This window comes from Paraburkholderia tropica, assembly GCF_014171495.1.
GTDB lineage: Bacteria > Pseudomonadota > Gammaproteobacteria > Burkholderiales > Burkholderiaceae > Paraburkholderia > Paraburkholderia tropica.
Genome location: NZ_CP049137.1, coordinates 602508 through 621142, shown reverse-complemented (window position 1 = coordinate 621142; position 18635 = coordinate 602508). Strand labels below are relative to the sequence as shown.

17 protein-coding genes and 1 riboswitch are annotated in these 18635 nt (G+C 64.4%); of the genes, 7 read left to right on the top strand and 10 right to left on the bottom strand.

Translation table 11 applies throughout. The features are described 5' to 3' along the window. Window positions 1–106: 106 nt before the first annotated feature. Window positions 107–1612: a glycerol kinase GlpK gene (gene glpK / locus G5S35_RS33265; RefSeq protein ID WP_065057505.1), complete on the top strand. Its 1506-nt coding sequence runs from the start codon at window positions 107–109 to the stop codon at window positions 1610–1612. A gap of 110 nt (window positions 1613–1722) precedes the next feature. Continuing rightward, entirely contained in the window at window positions 1723–2439 is a 717-nt protein-coding gene (locus G5S35_RS33260; RefSeq protein ID WP_065057506.1) for an MIP/aquaporin family protein, read from the top strand. Window positions 2440–2519: 80 nt separating this feature from the next. Here G5S35_RS33260 and G5S35_RS33255 read toward each other — a convergent pair whose 3' ends face one another. From G5S35_RS33255 to G5S35_RS33235, 5 genes are all read right to left on the bottom strand, one after another. Next, window positions 2520–3554: an ABC transporter substrate-binding protein gene (locus G5S35_RS33255; RefSeq protein WP_183040580.1), complete on the bottom strand. Its 1035-nt coding sequence runs from the start codon at window positions 3552–3554 to the stop codon at window positions 2520–2522. Then, a complete protein-coding gene (locus G5S35_RS33250) occupies window positions 3554–5575 on the bottom strand; it encodes a TonB-dependent receptor (protein ID WP_202035054.1) in 2022 nt (673 codons plus the stop codon). Before G5S35_RS33250 ends, G5S35_RS33255 begins: the two co-directional genes overlap by 1 nt. A gap of 170 nt (window positions 5576–5745) precedes the next feature. After that, the gene (locus G5S35_RS33245; protein WP_183040578.1) at window positions 5746–6630 is read right to left on the bottom strand and encodes an ABC transporter ATP-binding protein; all 885 of its coding nucleotides are present in this window, start codon (window positions 6628–6630) and stop codon (window positions 5746–5748) included. 15 nt (window positions 6631–6645) lie between these two features. Beyond that, a complete protein-coding gene (locus G5S35_RS33240) occupies window positions 6646–7716 on the bottom strand; it encodes a FecCD family ABC transporter permease (protein WP_183040665.1) in 1071 nt (356 codons plus the stop codon). A 254-nt stretch (window positions 7717–7970) separates the two neighbouring features. Beyond that, on the bottom strand, window positions 7971–8261 hold the full coding sequence (locus G5S35_RS33235) for a hypothetical protein (RefSeq protein ID WP_124262198.1): 291 nt from the start codon (window positions 8259–8261) through the stop codon (window positions 7971–7973). A 327-nt stretch (window positions 8262–8588) separates the two neighbouring features. Here G5S35_RS33235 and G5S35_RS33230 point away from each other — a divergent pair, with 327 nt between their 5' ends. Then, on the top strand, window positions 8589–10010 hold the full coding sequence (locus tag G5S35_RS33230; RefSeq protein WP_065057508.1) for a sensor histidine kinase: 1422 nt from the start codon (window positions 8589–8591) through the stop codon (window positions 10008–10010). 40 nt (window positions 10011–10050) lie between these two features. Here the strand turns inward: G5S35_RS33230 and G5S35_RS33225 are convergent, their stop codons facing one another. Together G5S35_RS33225 and G5S35_RS33220 are read right to left on the bottom strand one after the other, a co-directional pair. Further along, the gene (locus G5S35_RS33225) at window positions 10051–11058 is read right to left on the bottom strand and encodes a sodium:calcium antiporter (RefSeq protein WP_183040577.1); all 1008 of its coding nucleotides are present in this window, start codon (window positions 11056–11058) and stop codon (window positions 10051–10053) included. A 101-nt stretch (window positions 11059–11159) separates the two neighbouring features. Next, window positions 11160–11335, bottom strand: a riboswitch (yybP-ykoY riboswitch). Between the two features lie 142 nt (window positions 11336–11477). Then, complete coding sequence (locus G5S35_RS33220; protein WP_065057510.1) at window positions 11478–12650, bottom strand: porin; 1173 nt, start codon at window positions 12648–12650, stop codon at window positions 11478–11480. 44 nt (window positions 12651–12694) lie between these two features. Here G5S35_RS33220 and G5S35_RS33215 point away from each other — a divergent pair, with 44 nt between their 5' ends. The 4 genes from G5S35_RS33215 (at window position 12695) to G5S35_RS33200 (ending at window position 15638) form a co-directional block, all read left to right on the top strand. Then, window positions 12695–13015 (top strand): hypothetical protein, encoded by a 321-nt coding sequence (locus tag G5S35_RS33215; protein ID WP_183040576.1) that lies wholly within the window; start codon window positions 12695–12697, stop codon window positions 13013–13015. A gap of 261 nt (window positions 13016–13276) precedes the next feature. Further along, window positions 13277–13525 (top strand): DUF4148 domain-containing protein, encoded by a 249-nt coding sequence (locus G5S35_RS33210; RefSeq protein ID WP_110330040.1) that lies wholly within the window; start codon window positions 13277–13279, stop codon window positions 13523–13525. Between the two features lie 101 nt (window positions 13526–13626). After that, window positions 13627–13782 carry a hypothetical protein gene (locus G5S35_RS33205; protein WP_167371438.1) on the top strand — a complete coding sequence of 52 codons (156 nt, stop codon included), beginning with the start codon at window positions 13627–13629 and terminating at the stop codon, window positions 13780–13782. A gap of 311 nt (window positions 13783–14093) precedes the next feature. After that, window positions 14094–15638, top strand: coding sequence for a methyl-accepting chemotaxis protein (locus G5S35_RS33200; RefSeq protein ID WP_082991643.1), 1545 nt, complete (start codon window positions 14094–14096; stop codon window positions 15636–15638). A 259-nt stretch (window positions 15639–15897) separates the two neighbouring features. On the opposite strand, the gene G5S35_RS33195 is transcribed toward G5S35_RS33200, so the two are convergent. From G5S35_RS33195 to G5S35_RS33185, 3 genes are all read right to left on the bottom strand, one after another. Beyond that, window positions 15898–17625: a ShlB/FhaC/HecB family hemolysin secretion/activation protein gene (locus G5S35_RS33195; RefSeq protein WP_183040575.1), complete on the bottom strand. Its 1728-nt coding sequence runs from the start codon at window positions 17623–17625 to the stop codon at window positions 15898–15900. Window positions 17626–17701: 76 nt separating this feature from the next. Continuing rightward, window positions 17702–17920, bottom strand: a complete 219-nt coding sequence (locus G5S35_RS33190; protein ID WP_183040574.1) for a hypothetical protein — start codon at window positions 17918–17920, stop codon at window positions 17702–17704. 34 nt (window positions 17921–17954) lie between these two features. Next, window positions 17955–18266: a hypothetical protein gene (locus G5S35_RS33185; RefSeq protein WP_183040573.1), complete on the bottom strand. Its 312-nt coding sequence runs from the start codon at window positions 18264–18266 to the stop codon at window positions 17955–17957. Window positions 18267–18635: the final 369 nt, after the last annotated feature.

Here is an 18635-nt window from a genome sequence, read left to right as displayed (position 1 = left end):
CGGTTGCATCGGCAGTCATCGGCAGTAAGTACCGCATGGCAGTAACCCCAACGCGCCGCGCTCAAGCGGCGCGAATCACAACTACGTACGGACGGAGATGAGAGACATGCAGGATCAACAGTACATCCTCGCGCTCGACCAGGGCACCACGAGTTCCCGCGCCATGTTGTTCGACCGCCAGGGCCGCATCGTGTCGAGCGCCCAGAAGGAATTCGAACAGATCTATCCGCGACCGGGCTGGGTCGAGCACGATCCGCAGGAAATCTGGGCGTCGCAGGCCGGCGTGGCCGCCGAGGCCGTCACGCGCGCGGGCCTGAACGGCACCAACATCGCCGCGATCGGCATCACGAACCAGCGCGAAACCACCATCGTGTGGGACCGCGAAACGGGTCATCCGATCTACAACGCCATCGTCTGGCAGGACCGCCGCACGGCCGACTTCTGCGATCAGCTCAAGGCGCAAGGCCTCGAAGAGAAAGTGCGCGCGAAGACCGGTCTGCCGATCGACTCGTACTTCTCGGGCACCAAGATCCGCTGGATTCTCGACAACGTCGAAGGCGCGCGCGAAAAGGCGCGTCAGGGCAAGCTCGCGTTCGGCACGGTCGACAGCTGGCTGGTCTGGAACTTCACGAAGCACGAACTGCATGTAACCGACGTGACCAACGCGTCGCGCTCGATGCTCTTCAACATCCACACGCGCCAGTGGGACAGCGAACTGCTCGACGCGCTCGACATTCCGCGCAGCATGCTGCCCGAAGTGCGTTCGTCGTCGGAAATCTACGGGCCGACGAAGACCACGGTGTTCGCCTCGAAGATTCCGCTCGCGGGCATCGCGGGCGACCAGCAGGCCGCGCTGTTCGGCCAGATGTGCACGCACACCGGCATGGTGAAGAACACCTACGGCACGGGCTGCTTCCTGATGATGAACACGGGCGACAAGCCCATCGAGTCGAAGAACAACCTCGTCACGACCATCGCCTGGCAGATCGGCGACCAGGTGAATTACGCGCTCGAAGGCAGCATCTTCATCGCGGGCGCGGTGGTGCAATGGCTGCGCGACGGCCTCGGCATCATCAAGAGCGCGGCGGAAATCGAAGCGCTGGCCGCGAGCGTGCCGCACACCGACGGCGTGTATCTCGTGCCCGCCTTCGCGGGTCTGGGCGCGCCGCACTGGAACGCCCGCGCACGCGGTTCGCTGTTCGGCGTGACGCGCGGCACGAGCTCGGCGCATCTGGCGCGCGCGGCGCTGGACTCGATCGCGTATCAGTCGCTCGACGTGCTGGCCGCGATGGAAGCGGACTCGGGCATCAGCGTGGGCGAGCTGCGCGTGGACGGCGGCGCGAGCGCGAACAATCTGCTGATGCAGTTCCAGGCCGACCTGCTCGGCGTGGACGCGGTGCGTCCGCAGATCACCGAGACCACGGCGCTGGGCGCCGCGTATCTCGCGGGTCTCGCGATCGGCTACTGGAAGAACGTGGACGAGCTGCAAAGCCAGTGGCACGTGGATCGCCGCTTCTCGCCCGCGATGGCCGCTTCGCAGGTGGACGCCTGCCGCGCGGGCTGGCAGCGTGCGGTGCGCGCCGCCAAGGCCTGGGCCGACGACGGGAAGTGAAACCGGCATGGCGCAATTCGCGCCATTGATCAGTAACCCGAAATAAATAATCAAAATCATATCCGCGAGCGGGTAGACGGTAGACGCCCGCCGCGGAAGAGAGAGACGACATGTCACCCTATATTGCAGAATTTATCGGCACAGCCATTCTCGTGCTGCTCGGCAACGGCGCCGTGGCCAACGTGCTGCTGGCGAAAACCAAGGGCCGCGGCGCGGACCTGATCGTGATCGTGATGGGCTGGGCGATGGCCGTGTTCGTGGCCGTCTACGTGACGGCTTCGTACAGCGGCGCGCATCTGAACCCAATCGTGACCATCAGCCTCGCGCTGGCGGGCAAGTTCGCGTGGTCGAAAGTGGGCGGCTACGTGGCCGCGCAGATGCTCGGCGGCATGGCCGGCGCGTTCCTCGTCTGGCTCGCGTATCGCCAGCATTTCGCCAACGAGGAAGACGCCGATCTGAAGCTCGCGGTGTTCTGCACGGCGCCCGCGATCCGCAGCGTGCGTCACAACGTGATCACCGAAGCCATCGCCACCTTCGTGCTGATTCTCGGCGTGCTGTATCTGGCCGCGCCGCAAGTGGGCCTCGGCGCACTCGACGCGCTGCCGGTCGGTTTGCTGGTGCTCGGCATCGGCATCTCGCTGGGCGGTCCCACGGGCTATGCGATGAGCCCCGCGCGCGATCTCTCGCCGCGCATCATGCACGCGCTGCTGCCGATTCCGGGCAAGCGTGACAGCGACTGGCGCTATGCGTGGATTCCGGTCCTCGGGCCGCTCGTCGGCGGCGTGGCCGCTTCGACGCTGTATCTGTATCTGCACGCGATGCATTGAGGTTTTCATCTCTCGTTGCCGCAACGAAAAAGCCCGCGAACGTGCTGCGTTCGCGGGCTTTTTGTTTGTGCGCGCGTGCCTCAGTCCGGCAGCGGCGGTTCGCCCGCAAGCATGCGCTGCGCGTCTTGCGCGGACAGCGCGTAGCCATAGAAACGCGCGTAGAACTGCTGCGTCTGCGCGACGAGCGTATCGTTTTTGCCTGCATCGGCGAACGCTTCGGGATGCAGCGTGCGCGCGGCCCAGCGAATCTGCAACGCGGCTTCGGGGCCGTAGCGGTCCCACGGAAACACGCCCATCGGATTGCGATAGACACGCTGCGCGCGCACGGCGTCGAGCGTCTCCCACAGCGCGCGTTGCGGCGATTGCGCGATCGAGCCCGCGTTGGCCGCGAGGATCACCACGTCGGGATGCCACGCGAGCACCTGCTCGATCGAGACCGGCTTGAGATTGCCGGTGAGGCCGTCGGCGGCGTTGCGCGCGCCCGCCGCGTGTATCCACTGATCGACGATCGTATCCGCGCCGTCGACCTTGAGCGGCGCGAGCGACGCCACATGCAGCACGCGCGGCTGTGCGTGCGAGTCGTGCGTGGCGAGCGTGGCGAGCGTATGCGCCGTGTCGTCGAGCGTGCTCTGGAGATACGCGCGATAGTCCTGCGCGCGCTCGCGTGCGAGCGGGGTATCGAGCGTTTGCGCGGTGAGATCGACGCAGCGGAGCATCGACGCGTAATCGTCGAAACCGACGGGCACGACGACCAGACCGAGGCGACGCATGGCGGCGATCGTCGGGTCGCCGGTGCTGGCGAACACGACATCGGCGTTCAGGCGCAGCAGGTCTTCGGCGTTCGCGGTCGCGCCATTCACGGATTGCGCCTGCGCGAGCGCGGGCGCGACGCGGAACATCCACGGCAAGGCCTGCTTGCGCGCGACCGTCGCGACCACGTCGTTCGCGGAGCCGAGCATCATCACCACCGCGTTGTGCGCGAACCAGAGATCGGCGATACGCGTTTTGGGCTGCGCGAACGCGGGTGTTGCCGCGAGACTGCCGGCGAGCGTCGCGGCGCAGAGCGCGAGTGAGGCGGCGGCGCGCGTGAGTTGGTGCAAAAAGCGGGTCGTCATCACAGATCGAACTCCACCGAAGCCGTCACCGTGCGCGGCGCGCCGAGCTGCGCCGTGGCGTTGCCCGAACCCGTATAGCCGTTCAGGCCGCCCGGCACGATATTGGTCCAGTAATGGCGGTTCGTGACGTTATCGACGGAGAGGCGGAACGTCACCGCGCGATCGAGGATGTCGGCGAGATAGCCCACGCCGAGATCGAGCGTCGTGTACGAACCGACCGACCACGTATTCGCGTTATCGGTCGGACGCGCGCCCACGTAGTGCACGTTGAGATTCGTGAAGAGCCCCGGCACCTGCGGCACCTTGTATTGCATCAGCACGTTCAGCGCGAATTCGGGCAGGCCGACGATGCGCTTGCCCTCGGTGCTCGCGCTGCCCGTATCGAACAGTCGCGGATCGAGCCACGTGAAGCCGCCGAACAGCGTGAGATTGCGCGTGGCGTTGCCGTCGAGCATGACTTCCACGCCGCGATTCACCTGATTGCCCGCCGTGCCGTAGGTGCCGTCTGCAAGCGTGTACGCATACGGGCGCGTGATGCGGAACGCCGCCACCGACGCGTTCAGGCGCGCGAGTGCGAGCTTGTAGCCCACTTCCCACTGCTTGCTGCGATACGGATCGAGAATGTTGCCCGCGTTGGTCGAACCGGCGGGCGCGGTGTCGCCTTGCTGGAGACTGTCCGCGTAAGTCACGTAGAGGCTCTGGTTCGCGCGCGGCTTGAAGATCAGGCTCGCTGCGCCCGAGAGACCCTGATTCGCCGACTCGCTCGTCTGCGCGCCCTTCACGTTGTAGTTGTGCGTCGAGAGCCAGCTTTGGCTGCCCGCGAGCAGCACCGACCAGTGCGGCGACACGGTGATGTCGTCGCTCGCGATCAGCGATTGCTGCGCGCTCTGCGCCGACTGATAGCGATGCTCGAAATCGGGCGCGCCCGTGACCGCGAACGACTGCGGATTCGCGAGACTCGCGCTGCCGAGCGTGGCCGTGCCGCCCGCGACCGGATTGAAGTTGTCCCACAGAAAGCCGCTCGTGCCGATGCTCACGTCGTGCTGGATCGCGCCGGTATCCACGTGGCCGCGCAGATAGAGCAGGTTGCTCGTGATCGTGAATCGGCTTGCGGTTGCGGTGGAGATCGTGGTCTTGTAGTCGCCCGCGTTGTCGATCAGCGTGTTGGTGGGCGTGGTCGATTCGCGGTCGGCGATCTGGCGCAGCACGGCCGCTTCGAGATGCCAGTTCGGCGAAAAGTCGTGACGCAGACGCAGCGTGCCGGTGTCGGTCGTGTCGTCGTTGCCGCCGTTGGACGAGCCGTAGGCCGCGTTGGTGGGATCGAGCGCGGCCGGGAAATGCACGCCGCTCGCGAGCGCGAACGTTGCGGGAAAGCCCTTCGTCACGTAGTGATAGTGGCTGTAGTTGGCCTCGATCACCGTGTCGCGCGACAGATGGAAATCGAACGCGACGCTCGCGAGCTGGCGGCGCAGCGAGCTGTGGTCGGTATAGCCCGTGCCGGTTTCGTCGAGCAGCGTGAGGCGATAGCCGATGGCCTTCGACGGCCCCACGCGATCCGAAACGTCGAGCCCGCGCAGGAAGCGCGTCTGCGAACCGTAGCCGAGCATGAAGTGAAGCTGGCGGTCGTCGGTCGGACGCTTCTGGATGAAGTTGAACGTGCCCGCCGGATTTGCCGGGCCGTAGAGCGCGCCCGCGAGGCCGTTCATCACTTCGATGCGGTCGAATTCTTCGAGCGGATAGTCGGTGGTCGAGACCGCGTTGAGGCCGTCGATGCGGCTGTTCTGTACCACGCTGCCCTGAATGCCGCGGCTCTGCGGGCGCGCGCCGTCGCCTTGCACCGAAGGCAGCAGGCGCAGCGCGTCGGGAATGCTCTTGAGCTGCTGGTCGGCGATCACTTCCTGCGTCACCACGTTGACTGTGTACGGCGTGTCCACGCGTTTGACGTTGCCGAGCGGGCCGAGGCTCGCGGTGGTGCTGCGCGGCGTGTCGGCTGTATCGGCAGTGTTGGCCTTTGCGTTCACGGCGACGGTGGGCAGTGTGGCGGTCTGGGTCGCCTGGTTCTGCGTGGGTGTGGTGACGCGCTTTGCCGGCGGGGTTGTTTCGGTATCCTCTGCATGTGCATTGCGTGAGGCAGTGAAGGCACAGGTAGCGGCGAACGCGAAAACGGCACAGCGGGACGGGAGACGGTGATTCATCGGGTGGAGGCTGGCGGGTGGGAAGAAGCGGGTGGGGCGGTGGCGTCGGCGTCATCGTCCGTAGCGAACGTATTGGTCGCCGCGCGAAAGAAACGCTGGCCGTCCACGTCGATCTGTTCGACGTGTGCGCGATAGAGCGCGCTCACGGCGCGCGCGTCGAGCACCTCGCGCGGCGCGCCGTCGGCAACGAGGCGGCCGCCGTCGAGCAGCGCCACGCGCGTGGAGACGTTGCAGGCGTCGTCGGGGCGGTGCGTGGTGTTGACGATCGCGTAGCCGTCGGCCGCGAGCCGCGCGAGCCGATCGAGCAGACGCAGATGGTGGCCGTAGTCGAGGCCGCTGAACGGCTCGTCGAGCAGCAGGACGCGCGCGCCTTGCGCGAGCGCGCGGGCGAGCAGGGCGCGCTGGCGTTCGCCGCCCGAGAGCGCGCCGTAATCGCGCTGCGCGAGATGGCCGATCTGCATGGCGTCGAGCGCCGCGTGCACCGCGTCGCGATCGTGCGGGCGCGGCGCGCGCCACAACGCGAAACCCGTGCCGAGATGCGGCAGACGGCCGAGCGCCACGATCTGCTCGACGGTGTAGGGAAATTGCGGCGCGTGATGTTGCGGCACCCACGCGACCTGCCGCGCAATTGCGCGACGCCGCTGGCGATGCAGCGCTTCGCCGTGCAGCAGCACCTCGCCGGCATCGGGTGCGATCAGTCCGAGCAGCACGCGCAGCAGCGTGCTCTTGCCCGCGCCGTTCACGCCGAGCAGCGAGACGAGTTCGCCCGCGCGCACCGCGAAGCTCACGCCGTCGAGCACGGTCGCGTGCGCGCGCCGTACCGTCACGTCGCGGCAGGCGAGTGCGGCGGGCAGCGTGTCCCAGTTGGAGCGCAGGTTCATCGTCGCGCCTCGCCGTCAGCGCGCACGGCGGCGCAACGCGCGCAGCACGAACACGAAGGCGAGCGCGCCGCCCATTTCGGTGATCACGCCGAGCGGAATTTCGGCGCTCGCGACGCTGCGCGCGCAGGTGTCGGCGAGCATCAGCGCGATTGCGCCGACCAGCGCGCTCATCGGCAGGACCACGCGATTCGAAGCGCCGACGAGCGGCCGCACGAGATTCGGCACGAGCAGCCCGATCCAGCCGATCATGCCCGCAAGCGCGACGGTCAGCGCGGCGATCAAGGTGGCCAGCGCCATGACGGCGAAGCGAATCGCCTGCACGGGCACGCCGAGGCTGCGGGCTTCGTCGTCGCTGAGCGTGAGGCCGTCGATCAGCGGGGCGGCGAGACACAACAGCAGCGTGCCGAGTGCGAGCGGCGCGGTGGCCCACGCGAGATCGGCCCAGCCGGTTTGCGCGAGCGAGCCGAGCAACCAGTAGACGATGGCGGGCAACTGGTTGAGCGGGTCCGCGACGTATTTGAGCAGCGAGACCAGCGCGGAAAACAGCGCATTGCTGACGAGGCCGCCGAGCAGCAGCGCGAGGATGCCGCCACGTGCGAGCGCGCCTTCTTCCGGCTCGCCGCCGAGCATCGCGGCCGCCGAGACGCCCACTGCCATCGCCGCCACGCCGCCCGCGAACGCCCCCGCTTCGACCCAGAGACGATGCACTACAGCGCCGCCCAGCACGATCGCGAGCGCCGCGCCGAAGGCCGCGCCGCTGAGCACGCCGAGCATGCCGGGCGAGACGAGCGGATTACGGAACACCGCCTGGCAGGTCGTGCCCGAGACGCACAGCGCGGCGCCGATCAACGCCGCCGCCACGAGACGCGGCAACCGCGCCTCCATGACGACCGCGTGCAGCAGCGCGCCGTGCGCGGGCCACGCATGCAGATGCAGCGCGGCGAGCACCGTCAACGCCACTTGCTCCGGTGCAAGGGGGTAGCGTCCCGCGCACAGACCGATCAAGCCGGCCAGCGGCACACACAGCGCGGCCACGCTCAACGCGAATGCGGGACGCGCACCGAATCGCGCCGCGAATCCGCTCATCACGCGAGAAACACAGCGCGAGCCAATTCGAGCGGATTGATAAAACGGGCTTAAAGCGAATTGAAAGAATTGACGCGTCTTCGATATCGGCATTGCGGCGGGCGATATGGCGCGCGAGCGCCATGATGCTTATTTGAATCGACAAGTCTCTCTTGCCGAAAATCGAGATATCTTATCGGATATATCGAATGACGACAGAGGAAACCTGCGACAAATTAGCACGCCAATAATCAAAGACGCTCAATAACGCACCGTTATTGGGCGCAAACCGATCGTGTGATCGCCGGAAATTCCGATGCACCAGGATGGTCAAGCACATAACCACAACGCGATGCCGATACTGAGGATCGGTCCGAAGGCGCATTCGGATAGGAATTTTTTTCGTCGGCGGCGGTGGTCCCGCTTAGCCATGCGCGATAAAGCTGCGCTTTGACCTGAATGGGCTCGACGCCGTGGCGCCCGGCGGGGTTGGCGGCGGCCAGCGCGGTGACGGCGGGCAGGGCGGTGGCGAGCGAGATCAGGCCAAGCATAAGCGTGCGTTTCATGACGGATTTCCTGTGGATCGATTAAGCGGACGGCCCGGAAAACCGGACACCAATACGAGCGCGAAAGCGCATCAAATCCGGATCAAATCCGCGCCGATATGGCGTTCAAATCGGGTCATATTCCGGATCGAAATCCGCGATTGCGGGGCTCGTGATTCGGTATTGTCCGCCTCGGTCACGACGGCTTCATTGCCTGCGAATTAAACTTTATTTATTGTGTCGTTCGGCGCAAATCGGGGAATTTGCGTTGATTATCGAAGATTAAATATTTTTTCATGTTCGGGTGAGTCCGGTTTGCGATACTGGGCAGCTACGCGGGGAAATACGATGAAAATGAGTCTCTGGCGCAGTACGACATTTCGGCTGCTGATGATCTATGCGCTGGTGTTCTCGGCTTCGATGTCCGCGCTGGTCTATCTGAATTACTGGCAGTCGGCCAGCTATACCGCGCGCGAAGCCGACTACAACATCAACTGGCAGTTCGCCTACTTCTCGGCGCTGCCGCCGCAACAGGTCGAGGCGCAACTCGCCGCGCACATCCGCAGCCAGTTGCAGCGCCCCGTGAACTTCTACGGCCTGTTTTCGCCCGACCGGCGCTGGCTGGCCGGCGACATCGGCGTGTTTCCGTCGCGGCTCGCCTCGAACGGCGTGGGCGTCTGGGGTCCGCTCACGCTGACCGGTCCCACGTCGGGCCGTCCGCAATATCTGCGCACGCGCGCGACGCGTCTACCCGACGGCAATCTGCTGGTGGTGTCGCGCGACGTGGGCGAAATGGCGCGGCTGCGCGAGACCATGCTCGGCGGGCTCGCGGGCAGCGCCGCGATGGTCATGCTCGGCGGGCTTGGCGTGGGCGTGCTGGTGTCGGCGGCGCAATTGCGGCGCGTGAAGGCGGTGCGCAGCGTCGCCCAGCGTATTGCCGACGGCGACCTCGACGCGCGTCTGCCCGCGGGCGGGCGCGACGAAATCAGCTGGCTCTCGCAGATCGTCAATCACATGCTCGACGAAGTCTCGCGTCTCATGCACGAAGTGAAGGGCGCGTGCGACGGCATCGCGCACGACCTGCGCACGCCGCTCGTGCACGTGCGCACGCATCTCGCGCGCGTGCCGCTCGACACGCTCGACGGCGAGCACGCCACGCTGATCGAAAAGGCCTCGCATGGCGTGAGCGACGTGCTCAAACGCTTTTCGGCGATGCTGCGTATTTCGGAGATCGAAGCCATGCGGCGGCGTGCGGGATTCGGCGACGTCGCGCTCGAAACCTTGTGCCGCGAACTGGCGGATCTCTATCAGCCGCTTGCCGCCGACAAGGCCGTCGAACTGTCGCTGCAACTGACGCGCGTGAGCGCGGTGCGCGCCGACTACGCGCTGATGTTCGAGGCGCTCGCCAATCTGCTCGATAACGCCATCAAGTTCACGCCGCCGGGCGGTCGCGTGGAATTGCGCCTCGCGACTGGCGCGCAAGGGCCGAGCGTGCAGGTGAGCGATAACGGTCCCGGCATTCCCGACGCCGAACGCCTCGCCGTCTTTCAGCGCTTTTATCGCAGCGAACGCACGCGCGAAACGCCGGGCTCGGGGCTCGGACTCTCGCTCGTGCAGGCCGTGATGCGCATGCACGGCTTCGGCCTCGGACTGGAGGACGCGCGGCCGGGTCTGCGCGTGACGCTCGATTGCTGGGCGTATGCGGGCGTCGCCACGCTGGCGACGGGCGGCGCGACGGCGGCGCGTTCACGCGATCAGGAAACAATCTGAACGCAGAACTGAACGCAGCGGCCGCCGCGCGTGGCCACGCTTACTGCGGAATCACGAACAGCAGCGCCGCGAACACCGCGTACAGCGGGCCCACATAAGTGAGCTGGCGGCTCTTGACCTGCGGCGCGCGAAACGACCATTGCAGGAACAGGATCGCGAGCATCGTCATCGTGGCGGCGAGAATCGACGGCGCGCCGAGATGCCACGGCGTGAAGAACAGGCCGAACGCCGTCGGAATGGTCGCCTGAATCATCATCGCGCCGCTGATGTTGGCGAGCGCGAGACGCTCCTTGCCCTGGCGCACCCAGATAATCGCGTTCATGATTTCCGGCAGTTCGGTCGCGATCGGGCTGAACAGCAGCGCCGTCAGTTGCGGGCTCAAACCCAGCCACGGACCGACCGCGCTGATCTGCTGCACGAACAGGTGCGAGGCAAAGAAAATCACGGCGAGCGCGCCGAGCACCTGCAACGCGATCCAGCCCATCGACGGATTGGCGTCGCGCGGGCGCAGCTTGAGCGGTTCGAGTTCGATGCCGTCTTCCTCGTCGCCGCTGTCGTCGCTCAGTTCCTTCCAGCAATAGAACGCGTAGGCCGCGAGAAACGCAATGCCGAGCAGCGGCTTGAACTGGAACACCACGAGACCGATGCCGATCTTCACGACGAAGATCGCGAGGAACCAGAGCTGGTCGCGGCGCAGGCGGCGCGTGTCGGCGTCGACGGCGGCGGCGCGCGCGCGGCCCACCCGTCTGGCCGTCGCGAGCAGCGCGAAGCCGACCACCGCGTAGGCGACCGTGCTCAGCGCGAGCGGGCCGCCAATGGCCGCGCCCACGCCGATTTCCTTATGCGCGGCGTCGGTGCCGAATGCCACCGCGACGAGCGTGACCACGCTCTCGGGCAGCGCGGTGCCGAACGCGGCGAGGATCGTGCCGGTGGCGGTCTGCGTGATGTTGAGCTTCCGGCCGAGCCATTCGACGCCGTTGACGAAGGTTTCGCAGGACAGATAGATGATGCCGGCTGCGGCAATGAGCAGGGCGAACGTCCAGATCATGACGTGCGCTCCAGGTCGGCCGTGCTGCGGGTCGTGCGGAGATCCTTGCAGGGATCCGTGCAGAGAGTCGGGGACATTATTGTTTTGACATTCCACGGGCCGGACGTTTGGGACCAATGACGCAATCCTCCCGCCCAGCCCGGGTGCGGAGGAAGACGTCATAGGTCTCGTCAGGCCGAAGAACGGCTGCCGGCGCCATGGCATTGGGTGCCAATTATGTTGACGGCGGCGCTTCGCGCGTCGCGCGCAAAGCAGACTACTCCCCTAAGACCCGCGCATTATAACCGAGGTTGATGGCGTTGCCGAGTCGGTGGAGCGTCGCTGGCAAGTCGGCGACAAATCGGCGCAACAATGAAAAACGCGCCGGGCGTCGTGGGACGCCCGGCGCGTGGACAGCAACGGAAACCCGTCAGCCGCGATCAGAAGTGGTGGCGGATACCGACCATCGCCATCGCCTGCTTGTTGGTGGTCGCGTCGTTGCCGAAGTCGCCGAACGAAGCGTTCGCGTTGACGAGCGCGCCCGTGTCCGCGTCGATCGTGCGGCCCGACGCCTTCTGATAGCCCGCGAGCGCGTAGATGTCGGTGCGCTTCGAGAGGAAGTAGTCGCCGCCGAGGCTGAACTGGTTGTAGCTCGCGTTCACGCCGTTGCCGCTACCCTTCGTGTAGTTGTAGCCGAAGCCGACCACGGCGACGGGCGTGACCTGGTAGTTCACGAACAGTTGTCCCGTGTTGAACTTCGTGTCGCTGTTCGCGCCGGCCGCGCTCTGGTAGTTCGCGTAGTCGACGTTGCTGTAGGCGAGACCGAAGGTCATCGGGCCGTAGCTGTAGTCGCCCACCGCGCGGATGATCTGCAGCGAGTTCGCCGAGACGAAGCCGCCCGTGATCGCCGACGAGTCGACGTTGACGTCGGTGTTCGGGTTCAGGCCGTCGAAGGTCGCAGCCGTGCCGCTGTTGCTGTTCGCCTTGAAGTAGCCCGCGCCGAAGCCGAACGGACCGTGGTTGTACGCGGCCGCGACGGCCCACGTCTGACCCGCGCCCATGCTGCCGGCCTGGCCGCCGAACGCGTACATCGCGCTGACCTGCAGGCCGGCGTAGTTCGGGCTCGTGTACTTGATCGAGTTGCTGGTGCGGTAGCTGTTGTCGTAGTTGTCCATGTCGCCCGGCGTGGCGAACGCGGAGCCGAACGTGACGTCGTCGGTCATCGGCTGCAGCAGGTCGATCAGCGGATCGTACTGACGACCCAGCGAGACCGTGCCGCCTTGCGTCGAATTCAGGCCGACCATCGCGGTACGGCCGAACAGACGGCCGCCCTGGCCCGACTTGCCGTTATCGATATTGAAGCCGCTCTCGATCTTGAAGATCGCGGAGAGGCCGCTGCCCAGGTCTTCCGTGCCCTTCAAGCCCCACAGGTTCGGCGACATGTTGCCCGACATCATCTGGAACGTGTTGCCCGAACCGTTGCTGCCCTTCTGATTGCCGAAGAACGCGACGGACGTGTCGAGTGCACCGTAGAGCGTGACGCTGCTTTGCGCGTGCGCGACGCCGGCGATCGAAGCCAGCGTGGCGGCGAGGGCGAGAGCGGTTTTTTTCATTGATTGGTCTTCATTAAAAAGTTGCGTGAGAGAGCGTGTGCTTCATGTATTTGAAAGACGGCCAGGCAGGCAATCCAGCCGAATTCAGCGGCGATTATGCGTACGGTGCCCGTTTGGCGAATTTGAAAAACGGAAAGACTGAGTTTCAGAAAATGCATCTGCGTGCAGGTGCCGTGTGGACGGCGCCGCAAAGCGTTAAATCGAGTAGGTGTTGTTTTTTTGCGGCTGTTCGCGGGGTGTTCGCGCGAGATTCGTGCGGCTTTTCAGGCCTGATTTGCAGCATGCCGATGGGTGCATACGCACAGATCGGCGCGAATTTCAGCGCGTATCGACGTGGCGGCGAAGGTTATTCGAGTGCGTATTGAGCGTATTCGTATTCGTCGATAACCGGCTTCGCGATGAAAGCCGGACGCAAGCGCGGTGCTAGCGCAGTTTCATCAATGCGCTATCGAAATGCATCGTCTTGTCTAAACATTTCTTCATTTTCCTGCGGATATTCGCGAGGGTTCGCGCCTCTATCCTTGCGCCATGAATTGCGTTGCAACAGCGCAATGCACAGGGAACCGGCGCAGGTTGCGCACGGCACTGATCCATGTCGACGGCGAGAAGCCGCAGAGGAGTACGAGATGAAAAAGAGCTGGAAGGGCGCGGCTGCCGCGCTGATGGTGTCGATGTCGGCGCTCGCGCATGCACAGGCGAGTGCGCCGGCCGCGGCGAACGCGCCCGTGCAGCAAACGTCGGCGAGCGCGAATGCGTCGTGGAATGCGGGTGGCACGGCGCCTGTCACGCGCGCGCAGGTTCGTCGCGAACTCGTGCAGGCGCAGCAGGACGGCGAGCTGAAAACGCTCAACAGCACGATTTACGCGCATCACTGACATGAAACGTTGAGGCGTACTTCATGCAGCGTCACGACAGACCAGGCCGCGCGTCGTGACGGCAATCCGCAGGCGCGGCCGCTAATTCGAGTTTCGAACCCATGAAATCACGCATTGTCACTTATGTTGTGCGTGCGGCGCTGTGCGTCGCCGCCGCCGCCGCCATGTCGGGCTGCGCCAGCCTGCATCCGCAGCCGAACGGTCCCGGTGATTGCGTCGGACCGCCCGACTACTGCGTGCCGTTCTTCGGCTCGTAAAGCGAGGCGGTAAAACGCCGGCTGTCGTTCACGCAGACAGCTTCGTCGCCGACGCGGCGCGCGGGGGGAAACGCCCGCGCGCCGCGCGCATTTTGGGCTGTCGCGACGCCCTTGTTTCATCAGACTAATTCGCGTCTTACCCGGTCTTTCCGTCCCTTTCTCCTTCGCTTCAGTTCCTCCCTTGCAAGCCGTTAACACAGGCGAGCGCGGGCGAGTCCATCGGTGTGACGGTTGGCACGCGCTCGCGTCAAGACCACCCATTCCTGATATTCGATAAACGTCGCCCCACAAAGGCGCCTGGAGCTCTCGCCGTGTTTGCCCGACTCTCTATTTCGGTTCGCCTGCGCATCGCGGTCGGCGTGCTGGCCGCGTTGATCGTGGCGGCCGGTGTCGCCGGCCTGATCGGCATGTCGCATTCCAACGCGGCGCTCGGCTATGCCTATTCCAATCAGCTTGCCGCCGCCATCGACATCGGCAAGTCCAATCTCAATCTGACCATCGCGCGCACCACGCTCGACCGCATCCTGCTGCATCCCGACTCGCCCGACGTGCCGCAACTGCTCGACAAGGCGCAGGGCTATCTCGACACCTCGCACAAGGCGTGGGAGAGCTATCGCGCGCTGCCGCACGACGCCGACGAACAGGCGCTCGCCGAGCAGGTGCAGACCGCGCTCGGCGCGATGCTCGAACAAGGCATTCAGCCGCTGATGGCCGCGGTCAAGCAGGGCGACCGCGTCGCGCAGGACGACATCGCGATGAAGCGCATTCCGCCTTTGTCGGTGGCGCTCACCAAGGCCTCGACGGCGCTCGAGCAATGGCAGAAGTCGCACGGCCAGCAGACCTTCGACGGCGCGCAGGACTTCTACGCCGCATTGCGCGCGGGCAGCATCGCGCTGATCGCGCTCGGTCTGGGCGTGGCGCTGATCTGCGCGGTCGGTCTGCATCGCGCGATTGCCGCGCCGCTTGCGAACCTGCTGGGCGCGCTGCAGCGCATCGCGGCAGGCGACCTGACGGTGCGCCTCGACGCGCGCTCGCACGACGAAATGGGCCGCCTCGTCGCGGGCCTGCAGACGATGCAGGACGAACTGGCGCGCACGGTGCGCAAGGTCTCGCACAGTTCGGAGTCGATCGCGTCGGCAACGCGCCAGATCGCGGCGGGCAACGACGATCTCTCGCAGCGCACCGAGGAACAGGCCGCGTCGATCCAGCAGACGGCGGCCAGCATGGAGCAGCTGACCGCCACGGTGAAGCAGAACAGCGAGCACGCGCGCACGGCGCAGTCGCTCGCGGGCAGTGCGCAGGAAGTGGTGGAACGCGGCGCGCTGGTGGTCGGCGACGCGGTGCAGACGATGGATCGCATCGACCGCAGCTCGCAGAAGATCGCGGAGATCACGGGCATCATCGAAGGCATCGCGTTCCAGACTAATATTCTCGCGCTCAACGCCGCGGTGGAAGCCGCGCGCGCGGGCGAGGAAGGACGCGGTTTCGCGGTGGTCGCGGGCGAGGTGCGTTCGCTCGCGCAGCGTTCGGCGGCGGCGGCGAAGGACATCAAGACGCTGATCGGCGAATCGGTGGAGCACGTCGCGACGGGCGCGCAATATGTGCGCTCGGCGGGCACGACGATGACCGAGATCGGCGAGTCGATTGGCCGCGTGACGACCATCATGACCGAGATCGCGAACGCTTCGGAGGAGCAGCGCGACGGCATCGAGCAGGTGAATCTCGCCGTCTCGCAGATGGATCAGGTCTCGCAGCAGAACGCGGCGCTCGTCGAGGAAGCGGCGGCCGCGGCCATGTCGCTGACCGAGCAGACCGACGCGTTGCGCGACGCGGTGGGCGTGTTCAAGGTTGCTTGAAGCAGCGTTTAGGGAGTGTTCGTGCTGCATACGCGAAGGTGGGGTGAACGCGGCCTTCGCGCGCGGGATGGGCCGGGAGCAGCAAGGCCGTCACACCTGCGAAAGCGGTTGATGCTTTCGCTTCCACACGTCGATCTCCAATGTCCGCTCAGCCAACCCTGTCATCGTGCCCCTGCATCATGATGCAGCAAGCGACAGTTGCGCCTTCAATTCGAGCAGTTTACGAGTACTGGCGAAGCATCAGGCGATGAAACACTAGTCAGAACTGAGCAGTAATCTGGAAGCCGACCGTCCATCGCGAGGTCGGGAAGTTTTTGGGCTTGTAGATCGGCGTCCCTGCAAACAGGTCGTACGTGACGCCAACATATTTCGTCGGCACGCCGCCGCGAATGCCAATCACCGCGCCCGCCAGTTGTGTTCCAGCCAGTGCTGCCGTGTTCGGCCCGAACACGTGCCCGTAGTCGATGCCCGCGTACAACGTCTGTCCCGTTTGGAACATCGGCCATTGCAGCTCGTTGCGCCAGTAGAAGCCGCGTTCGGCCGCGAGCATCGTTTCGCCGTCGAAGCCGCGCACGGTGTAACGGCTGCCGATGGTCAGGTCGTCGATGTAGAAAAGCGTGTCGTTGGTGAACTGGCCGTGGAATGTCGTGACGTACCGGAATGGCTGGTTTGCAATCGCGAACGGCACCGACAGGTTCGCATCGAGCACGGCCATATGGAAGCGGTACGTCGGGCCGTCGATATACGGGTCCGGCGTTGCGCCCAAGCCGCCAATGCCCTGACGGTAGGCGAGCGTGCCGTCGAACTGCGCCGCGCCGAAGTAATGCCGGTCGGTCGCGCCGAGTTCGAGAAACGTGTTGTTGCGCGCCTGTGTCGGTATCGTCGTGTCGTCGATGAAGCTGTCGCCGAAACGCTTCGATAGCTGCACGTAGCCGCCGAGCACGTCGTTCTGGCCGCGCGAGAGCACGCGCGCAATGCGCAGCGCGGCGGTCTGTGAATTGCCGCTCGAAACAAACGTCTCGTTCACGCCCGCGATGTTCTGGTAGTACGTGCTCGTGTTGCCCGACAGGGTCGCCGTCCAGTAGCCGAACGGAACGGAGTACGAACCATTGAACCCGTGCGAACCGAGCGCCTTGTTGCCGAACGATAAGTCCTGATTCGCGCTGACTGTGAATACGTCGTTCAGACCAAGCGGATTATCAATGCCGAGGCTGACGTTGCCTTGCCACTTGCCAGTCGATTCAGTTCCTGAGTTATCGACCGATGCCACGAACGTCCAGGGCTTCGCACGTCTGACCGACACAACGACATCGCTTTCGCCTGGGATGTCGGTCGGCTCGATCTTCATGTCCACGTCCTGACTCGCGACGCGTTTCATCTGCTCCAGACCTTGCTCCAGATCGCGCATGTTCAGCAGGTCGCCGCCGCTGACCGGAAACGCGTTCTTCCACGTCCCCCACGTCGAAGGATCGGCCAGACGAATCTGACGCACGAGACCCGGCACAAGCGCGAACGACAGCGTGCCGGTCGTCAAATCCTGCTGCGGCACGAGTACGCGCGTGGTGACATAGCCGCGATTGAGCACGGTCTGTTGCAATGCCTTGCTCAGTATGTCGATGCCTTGCTTGCAGACGCATTGCCCTGTGTAGTGGTCGAGCCATTCGCGCGCGAAGGCGAACGGGTCGAGCGGTAAAGCGGATGCGCCTTTTGCGTGCGCGGCGGCCGGCAGCGTGTCGGGCACGTCGAGCGCGAGCCTGTCGATGCGGAAACACGGCGTTTCGGCCGGCAGCGCGGGATAGGCTTCGATCTTCGTCACAGTCGAGCGCACAGCAGGCGCCGATACGGCGGCTTCGCGCTGCTGCGCGTCGCGGCGTTGTTGCTGGTTCTGTTCGGTTTCGATACCGCCGAGGCTTTGTCCGTGGACATTGGGCGCGAGCGCGACCATAGCCGATAGCGGCAGCGCCGCCAGGCTCTTTCTGATTTTCATAGGAGATGCGAGATAGTGCCGGACCCGTCAGGAGTCCGGCGTCCTGATTAACGTGCGTGCGGGTAGTTAGAAACTCTTATCCTTTCCGTCTTACATGGGCCACGGTCAGAAAGACGCAAAGCACGGTGCCAAGGAGCGCGCCTTGCTTTGCGACAGTCCAGAAGTCGCCATTGCTCCAGGTGAAATTAGCGCCGTAGAAGACATAAACGATGAATTTTGCGAAAGCGACCACCAATCCGATACCAGCAAACGCAATCAGGAAAACTATCAGGTAGGCGAGAGGTAGCTGTTTCATCGTTCACTTATCTTTTCTAGCCAATTGCGCCATGTCAAAACGGCCCTATATCAACAATTCGAATTTCCTCACCGAGACGCGCTCGTTGAAGCGCAACTTCGATTTGATCGCCTTCGCTAACCCGGTCATATTTCCAGTCGATTGGGGCAAATTCCAGAGTACGATTTTCGACACACACCTCGATCATGTTCTTTGCGGGCACTTTGACATACGCTTTCGCTTGCCATTCCCGATGCTCAGGAATCACCCATTTCCGAGAGACATTTCCCACAGCAATTACTTTTTGGCCCAGAGAAATAGCACCAGACGCCTGATGAGCAATGCAGCTACTAGCGCTACAAGACATGCTCCAGCAACGAGGATCACTTTAGGCGCGGTGCCTGCTCCGTCAACGCCGGCTAGTTCGAACGGAATAGTTGGAAAGTTCATCAGATTTCGCCAAGGTTATTCACTTCTTGCCCGCGTTCTGCACTGCCGTTTGCGTCGGACCGGACAATGTTTGGATGATATGGTTTGCTATATCGCCAACACTACCGGGCAGGACAGTCTGGGCCGCTGTACCAATGCCGTAAGCGGTTGCACCGGTTGCAGCATTTGCCGATGGATCGCTTGAAGGGTTTGCGATTGCATTACCGCCGTAAGCCGCGGTCCCGTTCAAAATTCCGTTGTATGTGCCGACGGCTATCTTCGTGCCGACGCCGTTGCCAAGTGTATC